At 48.7% G+C, this 13,306-nt stretch carries 13 protein-coding genes; 10 read left to right on the forward strand and 3 right to left on the reverse strand.

The window, feature by feature from the left end; genetic code table 11:
- Positions 1-104 precede the first annotated feature (104 nt).
- From rluB to ACJHXB_RS15355, 3 genes are all read left to right on the forward strand, one after another.
- Complete coding sequence (rluB, locus tag ACJHXB_RS15345; RefSeq protein WP_001291206.1) at positions 105-980, forward strand: 23S rRNA pseudouridine(2605) synthase RluB; 876 nt, start codon at positions 105-107, stop codon at positions 978-980.
- Positions 981-1,149: 169 nt separating this feature from the next.
- Positions 1,150-2,172, forward strand: a complete 1,023-nt coding sequence (locus tag ACJHXB_RS15350; protein ID WP_000622015.1) for a hypothetical protein — start codon at positions 1,150-1,152, stop codon at positions 2,170-2,172.
- Positions 2,173-2,184: 12 nt separating this feature from the next.
- Positions 2,185-2,493 carry a hypothetical protein gene (locus tag ACJHXB_RS15355; protein WP_001000714.1) on the forward strand — a complete coding sequence of 103 codons (309 nt, stop codon included), beginning with the start codon at positions 2,185-2,187 and terminating at the stop codon, positions 2,491-2,493.
- A 52-nt stretch (positions 2,494-2,545) separates the two neighbouring features.
- On the opposite strand, the gene cobO is transcribed toward ACJHXB_RS15355, so the two are convergent.
- Positions 2,546-3,136 carry a cob(I)yrinic acid a,c-diamide adenosyltransferase gene (gene cobO, locus ACJHXB_RS15360; protein ID WP_001278909.1) on the reverse strand — a complete coding sequence of 197 codons (591 nt, stop codon included), beginning with the start codon at positions 3,134-3,136 and terminating at the stop codon, positions 2,546-2,548.
- The gene (locus ACJHXB_RS15365) at positions 3,133-3,891 is read right to left on the reverse strand and encodes a YciK family oxidoreductase (protein WP_000559277.1); all 759 of its coding nucleotides are present in this window, start codon (positions 3,889-3,891) and stop codon (positions 3,133-3,135) included. Before ACJHXB_RS15365 ends, cobO begins: the two co-directional genes overlap by 4 nt.
- Positions 3,892-4,110: 219 nt before the next feature.
- Here ACJHXB_RS15365 and sohB point away from each other — a divergent pair, with 219 nt between their 5' ends.
- Complete coding sequence (sohB, locus tag ACJHXB_RS15370; protein ID WP_000422045.1) at positions 4,111-5,160, forward strand: protease SohB; 1,050 nt, start codon at positions 4,111-4,113, stop codon at positions 5,158-5,160.
- A 35-nt stretch (positions 5,161-5,195) separates the two neighbouring features.
- Here sohB and ACJHXB_RS15375 read toward each other — a convergent pair whose 3' ends face one another.
- On the reverse strand, positions 5,196-5,447 hold the full coding sequence (locus ACJHXB_RS15375) for a YciN family protein (protein WP_001031530.1): 252 nt from the start codon (positions 5,445-5,447) through the stop codon (positions 5,196-5,198).
- Positions 5,448-5,826: 379 nt separating this feature from the next.
- Here ACJHXB_RS15375 and topA point away from each other — a divergent pair, with 379 nt between their 5' ends.
- The 6 genes from topA (at position 5,827) to acnA (ending at position 13,286) form a co-directional block, all read left to right on the forward strand.
- Entirely contained in the window at positions 5,827-8,424 is a 2,598-nt protein-coding gene (gene topA, locus ACJHXB_RS15380; RefSeq protein WP_001295576.1) for a type I DNA topoisomerase, read from the forward strand.
- Between the two features lie 210 nt (positions 8,425-8,634).
- Positions 8,635-9,609, forward strand: coding sequence for an HTH-type transcriptional regulator CysB (gene cysB / locus ACJHXB_RS15385; protein ID WP_000776253.1), 975 nt, complete (start codon positions 8,635-8,637; stop codon positions 9,607-9,609).
- 318 nt (positions 9,610-9,927) lie between these two features.
- Positions 9,928-10,068 carry a YmiA family putative membrane protein gene (locus ACJHXB_RS15390; protein ID WP_001300896.1) on the forward strand — a complete coding sequence of 47 codons (141 nt, stop codon included), beginning with the start codon at positions 9,928-9,930 and terminating at the stop codon, positions 10,066-10,068.
- Between the two features lie 2 nt (positions 10,069-10,070).
- Positions 10,071-10,238: a protein YciX gene (gene yciX, locus ACJHXB_RS15395; RefSeq protein WP_001469241.1), complete on the forward strand. Its 168-nt coding sequence runs from the start codon at positions 10,071-10,073 to the stop codon at positions 10,236-10,238.
- A gap of 113 nt (positions 10,239-10,351) precedes the next feature.
- Positions 10,352-10,447: a small membrane protein YmiC gene (gene ymiC, locus ACJHXB_RS15400; RefSeq protein WP_001605341.1), complete on the forward strand. Its 96-nt coding sequence runs from the start codon at positions 10,352-10,354 to the stop codon at positions 10,445-10,447.
- Positions 10,448-10,610: 163 nt separating this feature from the next.
- Positions 10,611-13,286, forward strand: coding sequence for an aconitate hydratase AcnA (acnA, locus tag ACJHXB_RS15405; protein WP_000099525.1), 2,676 nt, complete (start codon positions 10,611-10,613; stop codon positions 13,284-13,286).
- Positions 13,287-13,306: the final 20 nt, after the last annotated feature.

The raw sequence follows: 13,306 nt of genomic DNA on the forward strand, positions 1-13,306 counted from the left end.
AGTTCAAACAGACTTTACTATCAGTGAGTCAGATGTAAGTTCTGACTCACTGTTGCACAAAAGCATATCAGACGCCTGGGAAGGCGACACCAAAAGGAAGCTCTATGAGCGAAAAGCTACAGAAAGTGCTGGCGCGTGCCGGCCACGGTTCTCGCCGTGAAATCGAATCTATTATTGAAGCCGGTCGTGTGAGTGTTGATGGCAAAATTGCTAAACTCGGCGATCGTGTTGAAATTACCCCTGGATTGAAAATCCGTATCGATGGTCACCTGATTTCGGTACGTGAGTCCGCTGAACAAATTTGTCGCGTTCTGGCCTATTACAAACCGGAAGGTGAGTTGTGTACCCGTAACGATCCGGAAGGACGTCCAACGGTGTTTGACCGTCTGCCAAAACTGCGTGGCGCACGCTGGATTGCCGTGGGTCGCCTGGACGTTAATACCTGTGGTCTGCTGCTGTTCACCACCGATGGTGAACTGGCAAACCGTTTAATGCACCCAAGCCGTGAAGTTGAACGTGAATATGCCGTGCGTGTATTTGGTCAGGTTGACGACGCGAAACTGCGTGATTTGAGTCGTGGCGTGCAGTTGGAAGATGGTCCGGCAGCCTTTAAAACCATCAAGTTCAGCGGCGGCGAAGGGATCAACCAGTGGTACAACGTTACTCTGACCGAAGGCCGTAACCGTGAAGTTCGTCGTCTTTGGGAAGCGGTTGGTGTGCAGGTAAGCCGCCTGATTCGTGTTCGTTACGGTGATATCCCACTGCCAAAAGGTCTGCCACGCGGTGGCTGGACGGAGCTGGACCTCGCCCAGACTAACTATCTGCGCGAACTGGTGGAGCTACCGCCAGAAACCAGCTCTAAAGTTGCCGTAGAAAAAGACCGTCGTCGTATGAAGGCGAATCAGATTCGTCGTGCGGTGAAACGTCATAGCCAGGTGAGCGGTGGTCGCCGTTCTGGCGGACGTAATAATAACGGTTAATTTAAGATAAGTATAAAATAAAGGCCCTGCGGGGCCTTTTCTTCATTTGAAGCATGATAAATAGTCGCAGTATTTTAATTTAATTTCATACTTGCTTATGAATAATACCCAGAAATAGCCACGTTACTATTTAATTATCTGAGATAAACTCAACGTCAAGAGGTGGGTTATGATTAGATATAGTGGAATATTTCTATCGCTGTTAATGCTTTCAGGTTGTGCAACCGATGCATTGAAAAATGAACAAGCCGAAACTGTTATTACTGCGGGTAACAAGGCGGTGGCGGCGAATGCAAGTTTCTTTAAACAATACTATGCTTCTCGTGAAAACTTCCTTGTTAATTTTTATGCGACTAATCCGGAGTGTGCACCTCGACCAGATTATGAGGTAGTTATTGAAAACAGTACCAGTGATGAGTCATTATGTCAGCAACCTGGAGATAAGCACAAAAAATCTCAAGAAGATCTTTTTACTACAAAGATAGTCGCTACTGAAAAAGAAAGATTGCTGGCTTCTATGGAAATCATTAGCAGTATGAGTTCTTATGTCGAACTTTTGAATGAGGATTTAGATGTTAAAGACAGCAAACAGTTCATATTGCTTAAACAAGCTCTGGATCACGCGAATAATGCGGGGGCACTTCTGGGCATCAATGGTGGTGGAACATTAACAAAATCTGCAGCAGCGGTTAAAGATTTAGTGGTTTATTTCAATGGGTTGTATAATACAAGGGTAAGCGCAGGGAATATAGGTAGTACGGTAAATAAACATTGGCAAAGAATAAAAAATGATCTAACTGATATACGAAACGATATCGCGACAAAAGGTAAACAAACTGGAAGAAATACCTTTGCGACGGTACATAATAATCTCGTTTATTACAATGCCTCCTTAAAAAAAGGAGGAGGTAATGAATTTAAGACATTGAAGAGCAGACAAGAATTCCTGGCTGCGATTATCAGTATTAATGAAACACGTCTTCGTGCAGCAGATCCAGCTATTCCAGCAATACAAGCACTGAACTCATTTCTTGACGAGGGAAATCACCTTAAGGATTTATACACTAATAAAATACGCACAGCGGCTGAACAAAAAAGATTAAATGAAATATTACGCGCACAGGTCATTAGTGGGTTAAAGGCGTCTGAGGGGCTGGCGAAATTACTTATTGCCAGCGGAATAATGTTATAGGAGGGGCATTTTATGAACGATGTACAAAACCGTAGAATACTGGCATTACTTGATATGCTGTATAATACTCTGGGCAACCAAACCACATGCAAGGTTTGTCATAAATATTTTATCCTTATCCTCACGGTGATGAACAATCTGACGATTAACTACGGTACTGAAACTTCGCCAGAGTTAAGCGCAATCAGTTATGAAGATGCCAATGCGTTAATTACTGAACTGATATTATTTATTGAAGATGTTGACGCTGAGAATCATGAAGCATATCCGGGACATTTGAATGAGATAAAACGGATTCTGAGTTTTGCTATTGCCGCTTGAATATAATTATGATTAAAGCACCTCAAGAGGCGATCTTTTGAGGTGCTTTCTCTTAATAATCAATCCCTATTTGCGCCTTAACACCGGCATCAAACGCATGTTTCACGGGGCGTAATTCACTCACCGTATCCGCCAATTCAAGAATATCCCGATGACAACCACGACCCGTGATAATCACCGTCTGTTGATGTGGACGTTCATTTAACGCCTGCACCACTTCTTCCAGTGGCAAATAGTCATACGCCACCATATAAGTTAGCTCATCGAGCAAAACCATATCCAGTGAAGGATCGGCCAGCATTCGTTTGGCATGTTGCCAGACTTCACGGCAGGCCGCGGTATCAGATTCGCGATTTTGTGTATCCCAGGTAAAGCCCGTTGCCATCACCTGAAACTCAACGCCATGTGGCTCCAGTAGATTGCGCTCGCCATTAGGCCAGGTGCCTTTAATAAACTGCACGATACCCACATTTTTGCCATGGCCTACTGCACGAGTTGCCGTACCAAATGCCGCGGTGGTTTTGCCTTTTCCATTGCCGGTAAAGACGATGATAATACCGCGTTCATCCTGGGACTGAGCCACACGGGCATCTACTTTTTCTTTCACTCGCTGCTGACGCTGTTGGTAGCGTTCATCACTCATTGGGAAATTCCTGGTTTACGGCCCGGTTGGGCGTCAAAGGTCATGCCGGTTTTACGGCGGCTGTCATCACCCATCAGCCAGAGGTAGAGCGGCATGATATCAGCGGGTGTTTTAAGTTTCTGTGGATCTTCGGTCGGGAAGGCGCTGGCACGCATTGCGGTGCGCGTACCGCCTGGGTTAATGCAGTTGACGCGCAGGCGCTGCTGATATTCATCGGCCAGTACCTGCATCATCCCTTCGGTGGCAAATTTCGACGCTGCATATGCGCCCCAGTTTGCACGCCCCTGACGTCCAACGCTTGATGAAGTAAAGACCAGTGAACCCGCGTCCGATTTGAGTAATAAAGGAAGCAGTGCCTGGGTGAGCATAAAGGTGGCATTAACGTTGACCTGCATGACGTCCTGCCAGACCTGCGGATTTTGTTCGCTCATTGGGCAAACATCGCCGAGCAATCCGGCATTATGCAAAACACCATCCAGGCGCGGATAATTAACGGCAATGCGCTGTGCCAGTTGTTGGCAATCTTCGGACGTGCAGGTCAGCAAATCGAGAATAAACCACTGTGGCTGACGCCCAGTTTCTTCGTTTATGTGGCTGGCTACCTGACGTAATTTTTCTTCATTACGGCCCAACAGAATCACTGTCGCACCATAGCGTGCATACGTCATCGCGGCTTCACGACCAATACCATCGCTGGCTCCCGTCACCAGGATAATGCGATCATTGAGTAAATCTTGTTTTGGCTGGTAATGCATGGCTACTCCTCAACGACGTTGTCTGTCGCGCTGCCAGTGTACTTTATGACTTTGGGGCTTTATGCCTGAAACAGAAGGGCATTTCAATCAGCCTGGGGCGATAACACCGCAAAATGGATACTTTGTCATACTTTCGCTGCAATAACATCTCTGCGAGACGGCTTAACATGCCTGTTGTAAACTGTGAGCCAAAGCGTTGTTTAACCAAGGTGGGGACTCGTGGAATTGTTGTCTGAATATGGTTTGTTTTTGGCGAAAATCGTTACCGTTGTGCTAGCGATTGCGGCGATTGCCGCCATTATTGTCAATGTTGCTCAACGTAATAAACGCCAGCGTGGCGAGTTACGGGTCAACAATCTCAGCGAACAGTATAAGGAGATGAAAGAAGAACTGGCCGCGGCGCTGATGGACTCACATCAGCAAAAACAGTGGCACAAAGCGCAGAAGAAAAAGCACAAGCAAGAAGCGAAAGCAGCAAAAGCGAAAGCCAAACTGGGCGAGGTGGCAACTGACAGTAAACCTCGCGTCTGGGTGCTGGATTTTAAAGGCAGCATGGACGCCCATGAAGTGAACTCGCTACGTGAAGAGATAACGGCGGTACTCGCAGCATTTAAACCGCAGGATCAGGTTGTGCTACGTCTGGAAAGCCCTGGTGGCATGGTGCATGGTTACGGGTTGGCGGCTTCGCAGCTGCAGCGTCTGCGTGATAAAAACATTCCTTTAACTGTTACGGTAGACAAAGTCGCTGCCAGCGGCGGTTACATGATGGCCTGTGTGGCGGACAAAATTGTTTCCGCACCGTTTGCTATTGTGGGTTCCATTGGCGTGGTGGCACAAATGCCCAACTTTAACCGCTTCCTGAAAAGCAAAGATATTGATATCGAACTGCACACCGCTGGGCAGTATAAGCGCACGCTGACCTTGCTGGGTGAAAACACCGAAGAAGGGCGGGAGAAATTCCGCGAAGAGCTGAACGAAACGCATCAGTTATTTAAAGATTTTGTGAAGCGTATGCGTCCGTCTCTGGATATTGAACAGGTGGCAACGGGTGAACACTGGTACGGACAACAGGCGGTAGAGAAAGGCCTGGTTGATGAAATCAACACCAGTGATGAAGTTATTCTTAGCCTGATGGAAGGCCGTGAAGTGGTCAATGTACGCTATATGCAGCGTAAACGACTCATTGACCGATTCACCGGCAGCGCGGCAGAGAGCGCCGATCGATTGTTGCTACGCTGGTGGCAGCGGGGTCAAAAGCCATTGATGTAAAAGACAAACGCGAGGCTAAGACCTCGCGTTTTGCTTTAATCAACCAGGTGATATTTTTCTGAAAGCACATGGGCCAGGTGTTTGAACATATTAAACACCGCGGTGCTTTTGGCTGTTGGCAATCCTTGTTCATCTAAAAAGTAGTCGCCGGTAAATACCAGCACGCCATTACGCTGCGTGACGCCGGTGGCTTCAATCCCTGCGAGCGTATCCTCATGCTCACGAATGATTTTGTTGGCCTCTTTCAACAGCGTTTCGCGGTCGATGGGTTGTGTCTCTTTGTTCATTATTTACTCCTTAAACAAGGACATTAGTCTACGCCAGGCATGGCTTGCAGACAAATATACCACGCTGGTGGCAAGAGCGCCTTACTGGCAACTTTGGATTTTGCATGCTAATAAAGTTGCGTATCGGATTTTATCAGGTACAGTGTGACGCTTTCGTCAATCTGGCAATAGATTTGCTTGACATTCGACCAAAATTCCGTCGTGCTATAGCGCCTGTAGGCCAAGACCTGTTAACTCAGTCACCTGAATTTTCGTGAACAGAGTCACGACAAGGGGTTGATATCCGCAGAGAGCGAGTCCATATCGGTAACTCGTTGCCAGTGGAAGGTTTATCAACGTGCGACGCATTCCTGGAAGAATCAAATTAGGTAAGGTGAATATGGGTAAAGCTCTTGTCATCGTTGAGTCCCCGGCAAAAGCCAAAACGATCAACAAGTATCTGGGTAGTGACTACGTGGTGAAATCCAGCGTCGGTCACATCCGCGATTTGCCGACCAGTGGCTCAGCTGCCAAAAAGAGTGCCGACTCTACCTCCACCAAGACGGCTAAAAAGCCTAAAAAGGATGAACGTGGCGCTCTCGTCAACCGTATGGGGGTTGACCCGTGGCACAATTGGGAGGCGCACTATGAAGTGTTGCCTGGTAAAGAGAAGGTCGTCTCTGAACTGAAACAACTGGCTGAAAAAGCCGACCACATCTATCTCGCAACCGACCTTGACCGCGAAGGGGAAGCCATTGCATGGCACCTGCGGGAAGTGATTGGTGGTGATGATGCGCGCTATAGCCGAGTGGTGTTTAACGAAATTACTAAAAACGCGATCCGCCAGGCATTTAACAAACCAGGTGAGCTGAATATTGATCGTGTTAATGCCCAGCAGGCGCGTCGCTTTATGGACCGCGTGGTGGGGTATATGGTTTCGCCGCTGCTGTGGAAAAAGATCGCTCGTGGTCTGTCTGCCGGTCGTGTGCAGTCGGTGGCGGTCCGCCTGGTGGTCGAGCGTGAGCGTGAAATTAAAGCGTTCGTACCGGAAGAGTTCTGGGAAGTCGATGCCAGCACGACCACGCCATCTGGTGAAGCGTTGGCGTTGCAGGTGACTCATCAGAACGACAAACCGTTCCGTCCGGTCAACAAAGAACAAACTCAGGCTGCGGTAAGTCTGCTGGAAAAAGCGCGCTACAGCGTGCTGGAACGTGAAGACAAACCGACAACCAGTAAACCTGGCGCTCCTTTTATTACCTCTACGCTGCAACAAGCTGCCAGCACCCGTCTTGGTTTTGGCGTGAAAAAAACCATGATGATGGCGCAGCGTTTGTATGAAGCTGGCTATATCACATACATGCGTACCGACTCCACCAACCTGAGTCAGGACGCGGTAAATATGGTTCGCGGTTATATCAGCGATAATTTTGGTAAGAAATATCTGCCGGAAAGTCCGAATCAGTACGCCAGCAAAGAAAACTCACAGGAAGCACACGAAGCGATTCGTCCTTCTGACGTCAATGTGATGGCGGAATCGCTGAAGGATATGGAAGCAGATGCGCAGAAACTGTACCAGTTAATCTGGCGTCAGTTCGTTGCCTGCCAGATGACCCCAGCGAAATATGACTCCACGACGCTGACCGTTGGTGCGGGCGATTTCCGCCTGAAAGCACGCGGTCGTATTTTGCGCTTTGATGGCTGGACGAAAGTGATGCCTGCACTGCGTAAAGGCGATGAAGATCGTATCTTACCGGCAGTCGATAAAGGCGATGCTTTGACACTCGTTGAACTGACACCAGCCCAGCACTTTACCAAGCCGCCAGCCCGTTTTAGTGAAGCATCGCTGGTTAAAGAGCTGGAAAAACGCGGTATCGGTCGTCCGTCTACCTATGCATCGATCATTTCGACCATTCAGGATCGTGGCTATGTGCGAGTAGAAAATCGTCGTTTCTACGCGGAAAAAATGGGTGAAATTGTCACCGATCGCCTGGAAGAAAATTTCCGTGAGTTAATGAACTACGACTTTACCGCGCAGATGGAAAACAGCCTCGACCAGGTGGCAAATCACGAAGCAGAGTGGAAAGCTGTACTGGATCACTTCTTCTCGGATTTCACCCAGCAGTTAGATAAAGCTGAAAAAGATCCGGAAGAGGGTGGTATGCGCCCGAACCAGATGGTTCTGACCAGCATTGACTGCCCGACTTGTGGTCGCAAAATGGGGATTCGCACAGCGAGCACCGGGGTATTCCTTGGCTGTTCTGGTTATGCGCTGCCGCCGAAAGAGCGTTGCAAAACCACCATTAACCTGGTGCCGGAAAACGAAGTGCTGAACGTGCTGGAAGGCGAAGACGCTGAAACCAACGCGCTGCGCGCAAAACGTCGTTGCCCGAAATGCGGCACGGCGATGGACAGCTATCTCATCGATCCGAAACGTAAGTTGCATGTCTGTGGTAATAACCCAACCTGCGACGGTTACGAGATCGAAGAGGGCGAATTCCGCATTAAAGGTTATGACGGCCCGATCGTTGAGTGTGAAAAATGTGGCTCTGAAATGCACCTGAAAATGGGGCGTTTCGGTAAATACATGGCCTGCACTAACGAAGAGTGTAAAAACACACGTAAGATTTTACGTAACGGCGAAGTGGCACCACCGAAGGAAGATCCGGTGCCATTACCGGAGCTGCCGTGCGAAAAATCAGATGCCTATTTCGTGCTGCGTGACGGTGCTGCCGGTGTGTTCCTGGCGGCCAATACCTTCCCGAAATCGCGTGAAACACGTGCGCCACTGGTGGAAGAGCTTTATCGCTTCCGCGACCGTCTGCCGGAAAAACTGCGTTATCTGGCCGATGCGCCACAGCAGGATCCGGAAGGTAATAAGACCATGGTTCGCTTTAGCCGTAAAACCAAACAGCAATATGTCTCTTCGGAAAAAGACGGAAAGGCGACTGGCTGGTCAGCATTTTATGTTGATGGCAAATGGGTTGAAGGGAAAAAATAACCTTTAATTCTGTCAGGTTTTTATAAACAAAGGGTCGCGAAAGCGGCCCTTTTTTATTGCATATTATTTTTTCTTCACACCTATACACTAAGGCTATAAATGATATAGTGGTTATAGTTAGCACCTTTTTTATTATTAAATCGTATTAGTCACGCCGCCTGGTGTGACGAAAAAACGATGTTCTGATGGCGTCTAAGTGGATGGTTTAACATGAAATTACAACAACTTCGCTATATTGTTGAGGTGGTCAATCATAACCTGAATGTCTCATCAACGGCGGAAGGACTTTACACATCACAACCCGGGATCAGTAAACAAGTCAGAATGCTGGAAGACGAGCTAGGCATTCAAATTTTTTCCCGAAGCGGCAAGCACCTGACGCAGGTAACGCCAGCAGGACAAGAAATAATTCGTATCGCTCGTGAAGTCCTGTCGAAAGTCGATGCCATAAAATCGGTCGCCGGAGAGCACACCTGGCCGGATAAAGGTTCGCTGTATATCGCCACCACGCATACCCAGGCACGCTATGCGTTACCAAACGTCATCAAAGGCTTTATTGAGCGTTATCCTCGCGTTTCTTTGCATATGCACCAGGGCTCGCCGACGCAAATTGCTGATGCCGTCTCTAAAGGCAATGCCGATTTCGCGATCGCCACAGAAGCACTACATCTGTATGAAGATTTAGTGATGTTACCGTGCTACCACTGGAATCGGGCTATTGTAGTCACTCCGGATCACCCGCTGGCAGGCAAAAAAGCCATTACCATTGAAGAACTGGCGCAATATCCGTTGGTGACATATACCTTCGGCTTTACCGGACGTTCAGAACTGGATACTGCCTTTAACCGCGCAGGGTTAACGCCACGTATCGTCTTCACGGCAACGGATGCTGACGTCATTAAAACTTACGTCCGGTTAGGGCTGGGGGTAGGGGTCATTGCCAGCATGGCGGTGGATCCGGTCGCCGATCCGGACCTTGTGCGCGTTGATGCTCACGATATCTTCAGCCACAGTACAACCAAAATTGGTTTTCGCCGTAGTACTTTTTTGCGCAGTTATATGTATGATTTCATTCAGCGTTTTGCACCGCATTTAACGCGTGATGTCGTTGATGCGGCTGTCGCATTACGCTCTAATGAAGAAATTGAGGTCATGTTTAAAGATATAAAACTGCCGGAAAAATAATTTCTTGCGTTATTTTCGGCACCTTTTATGTAGCGAAGGTGCCGGAATATATTCTCTTTTGTTGCTTATTTGTATACCGTGCACAATATTTTTATCCCTCATATTTATAGGGTAAATCACCTGTAAAGTAGTGTCTAATTACCCGCCTCGCAAACTCGAGTTTTCAAATATCTATTTCAGGTCAAAAGATTGAATTATTCACTGGAGACGATTCGTAAATTCGCTGGATTTTTGACTAAAGTTTCTTTAGGATTTGTCTCATCGTATGATTAATTACACCAATCGTTCAACGTCTTGCTGATAAATGATGGCGATTATATGAGGTTAGCAATGCCTTCTGGAAATCAGGAACCCCGCCGGGACCCTGAATTAAAACGCAAAGCCTGGCTGGCGGTATTTCTTGGTTCTGCACTTTTCTGGGTGGTTGTCGCACTGCTGATTTGGAAAGTGTGGGGATAACTATGGTCGGTCAGGAGCAACTGGAGTCGTCACCATTATGTCAGCATAGTGACAATGAACCAGAAACGAAACGGGAATGTTCCGTCGTTATTCCAGACGACTGGCAACTAACAACGCAGCAGCAAGCCTTTATAGAACTGTTTGCTGAAGATGATCAGCCGAAACAATAATTATCATCATTCTTATTACCCATTTTTAATGAATTAAAGGGCTTTTAATACACCGCAGCAATAACAGGTTGAGTTATCTCAACACAAAGTAATAACCGTTAAAGGTGTAGCCTATGATCAACACAAATATGAAATATTGGTCCTGGATGGGCGCGTTTTCTCTGTCGATGTTCTTCTGGGCCGAATTCCTCTGTATCATTACTCACTGATCCCTGACCCCGCTGCGGCGGGGTTTTCATTTGCTTTGCCACAAGGTTTCTCCTCTTTTATCAATTTGGGTTGTTATCAAATCGTTACGCGATGTTTGTGTTATCTTTAATATTCACCCTGAAGAGAATCAGGGCTTCGCAACCCTGTCATTAAGGAGGAGCTATGTCGTCAACCCTACGAGAAGCCAGTAAGGACACGTTGCAGGCCAAAGATAAAACTTACCACTACTACAGCCTGCCGCTTGCTGCCAAATCACTGGGCGATATCACCCGTCTGCCTAAGTCACTCAAAGTTTTGCTCGAAAACCTGCTGCGCTGGCAGGATGGTAACTCGGTTACCGAAGAGGATATCCACGCGCTGGCGGGATGGCTGAAAAATGCCCATGCTGACCGTGAAATTGCCTACCGCCCGGCAAGGGTGCTGATGCAGGACTTTACCGGCGTACCTGCCGTTGTTGATCTGGCGGCAATGCGCGAAGCGGTTAAACGCCTCGGCGGCGATACTGCAAAGGTTAACCCGCTCTCACCGGTCGACCTGGTCATTGACCACTCGGTGACCGTCGATCGTTTTGGTGATGATGAGGCATTTGAAGAAAACGTACGCCTGGAAATGGAGCGCAACCACGAACGTTATGTGTTCCTGAAATGGGGAAAGCAAGCGTTCAGTCGGTTTAGCGTCGTGCCGCCAGGCACAGGCATTTGCCATCAGGTTAACCTCGAATATCTCGGCAAAGCAGTGTGGAGCGAATTGCAGGACGGTGAATGGATTGCTTATCCGGATACACTCGTTGGTACTGACTCGCACACCACCATGATCAACGGCCTTGGCGTGCTGGGGTGGGGCGTTGGTGGGATCGAAGCCGAAGCCGCAATGTTAGGACAGCCGGTTTCCATGCTTATCCCGGACGTAGTGGGCTTTAAACTCACCGGAAAATTACGTGAAGGTATTACCGCCACAGACCTGGTTCTCACCGTTACCCAAATGCTGCGCAAACATGGCGTGGTTGGGAAATTCGTCGAATTTTATGGTGATGGGCTGGATTCACTACCGCTGGCGGATCGCGCCACCATTGCCAATATGTCGCCAGAATATGGTGCCACCTGTGGCTTCTTCCCAATCGATGCTGTCACCCTCGATTACATGCGTTTAAGCGGGCGCAGCGAAGATCAGGTCGAGTTGGTCGAAAAATATGCCAAAGCGCAGGGCATGTGGCGTAACCCGGGCGATGAACCGATTTTTACCAGTACGTTAGAACTGGATATGAATGACGTTGAAGCGAGCCTGGCAGGGCCAAAACGCCCACAGGATCGCGTTGCACTGCCCGATGTACCAAAAGCATTTGCCGCCAGTAACGAACTGGAAGTGAATGCCACGCATAAAGATCGCCAGCCGGTCGATTATGTTATGAACGGACATCAGTATCAGTTACCTGATGGCGCGGTGGTCATTGCTGCGATAACGTCGTGCACCAACACCTCTAACCCAAGTGTGCTGATGGCCGCAGGTTTGCTGGCGAAAAAAGCTGTAACTCTGGGCCTCAAGCGGCAACCGTGGGTCAAAGCGTCGCTGGCACCAGGCTCGAAAGTCGTTTCTGATTATCTGGCAAAAGCGAAACTGACACCGTATCTCGATGAACTGGGATTTAACCTTGTGGGATACGGTTGTACCACCTGTATTGGTAACTCTGGTCCATTGCCCGATCCTATCGAAACGGCAATCAAAAAAGGCGATTTAACCGTCGGTGCGGTGCTGTCCGGCAACCGTAACTTTGAAGGCCGTATCCATCCGCTGGTTAAAACTAACTGGCTGGCCTCGCCGCCGCTGGTGGTTGCCTATGCGCTGGCGGGAAATATGAATATTAACCTCGCTTCTGAGCCTATTGGTCACGATCGTAAAGGCGACCCGGTATATCTGAAAGATATCTGGCCCTCGGCACAAGAAATTGCCCGTGCGGTAGAACAAGTCTCCACAGAAATGTTCCGCAAAGAGTACGCAGAAGTTTTTGAAGGCACAGCAGAGTGGAAGGAAATTAACGTCGCACGATCCGATACCTACGGTTGGCAGGAAGATTCAACCTATATTCGCTTATCGCCTTTCTTTGATGAAATGCAGGCAACACCAGCACCTGTGGAAGATATTCACGGTGCGCGGATCCTCGCAATGCTGGGGGACTCGGTTACCACTGACCACATTTCTCCGGCGGGCAGCATTAAGCCCGACAGCCCAGCGGGTCGATATCTACAAGGCCGGGGTGTTGAGCGAAAAGACTTTAACTCCTACGGTTCGCGGCGTGGTAACCATGAAGTGATGATGCGCGGCACCTTCGCCAATATTCGCATCCGTAATGAAATGGTGCCTGGTGTTGAAGGGGGGATGACGCGGCATTTACCTGACAGCGACGTAGTCTCTATTTATGATGCTGCGATGCGCTATAAGCAGGAGCAAACGCCGCTGGCGGTGATTGCCGGGAAAGAGTATGGATCAGGCTCCAGCCGTGACTGGGCGGCAAAAGGTCCGCGTCTGCTTGGAATTCGTGTGGTGATTGCCGAATCGTTTGAACGAATTCACCGTTCGAATTTAATTGGCATGGGCATCCTGCCGCTGGAATTTCCGCAAGGCGTAACGCGTAAAACGTTAGGGCTAACCGGGGAAGAGAAGATTGATATTGGCGATCTGCAAAATCTACAACCCGGCGCGACGGTTCCGGTGACGCTTACGCGCGCGGATGGTAGCCAGGAAGTCGTACTCTGCCGTTGTCGTATCGACACCGCGACGGAGTTGACCTACTACCAGAACGACGGCATTTTGCATTATGTCATTCGTAATATGTTGAAGTAACGAGTATTTGCTTGCCGGTT

Source organism: Escherichia sp. WS3227_2, assembly GCF_046486495.1.
Lineage (GTDB): Bacteria > Pseudomonadota > Gammaproteobacteria > Enterobacterales > Enterobacteriaceae > Escherichia > Escherichia coli.

What these genes read in the sequence shown, in the direction of transcription:
- ACJHXB_RS15390 (WP_001300896.1), top strand. Translation starts at nt 9,928, where the DNA reads ATGAGGTTAGCAATGCCTTCTGGAAATCAGGAACCCCGCCGGGACCCT.
- ACJHXB_RS15350 (WP_000622015.1), top strand. Translation starts at nt 1,150, where the DNA reads ATGATTAGATATAGTGGAATATTTCTATCGCTGTTAATGCTTTCAGGT.
- cysB (WP_000776253.1), top strand. Translation starts at nt 8,635, where the DNA reads ATGAAATTACAACAACTTCGCTATATTGTTGAGGTGGTCAATCATAAC.
- topA (WP_001295576.1), top strand. Translation starts at nt 5,827, where the DNA reads ATGGGTAAAGCTCTTGTCATCGTTGAGTCCCCGGCAAAAGCCAAAACG.
- ACJHXB_RS15355 (WP_001000714.1), top strand. Translation starts at nt 2,185, where the DNA reads ATGAACGATGTACAAAACCGTAGAATACTGGCATTACTTGATATGCTG.
- ACJHXB_RS15375 (WP_001031530.1), bottom strand. Translation starts at nt 5,447, where the DNA reads ATGAACAAAGAGACACAACCCATCGACCGCGAAACGCTGTTGAAAGAG.
- rluB (WP_001291206.1), top strand. Translation starts at nt 105, where the DNA reads ATGAGCGAAAAGCTACAGAAAGTGCTGGCGCGTGCCGGCCACGGTTCT.
- ymiC (WP_001605341.1), top strand. Translation starts at nt 10,352, where the DNA reads ATGATCAACACAAATATGAAATATTGGTCCTGGATGGGCGCGTTTTCT.
- ACJHXB_RS15365 (WP_000559277.1), bottom strand. Translation starts at nt 3,891, where the DNA reads ATGCATTACCAGCCAAAACAAGATTTACTCAATGATCGCATTATCCTG.
- acnA (WP_000099525.1), top strand. Translation starts at nt 10,611, where the DNA reads ATGTCGTCAACCCTACGAGAAGCCAGTAAGGACACGTTGCAGGCCAAA.
- yciX (WP_001469241.1), top strand. Translation starts at nt 10,071, where the DNA reads ATGGTCGGTCAGGAGCAACTGGAGTCGTCACCATTATGTCAGCATAGT.
- cobO (WP_001278909.1), bottom strand. Translation starts at nt 3,136, where the DNA reads ATGAGTGATGAACGCTACCAACAGCGTCAGCAGCGAGTGAAAGAAAAA.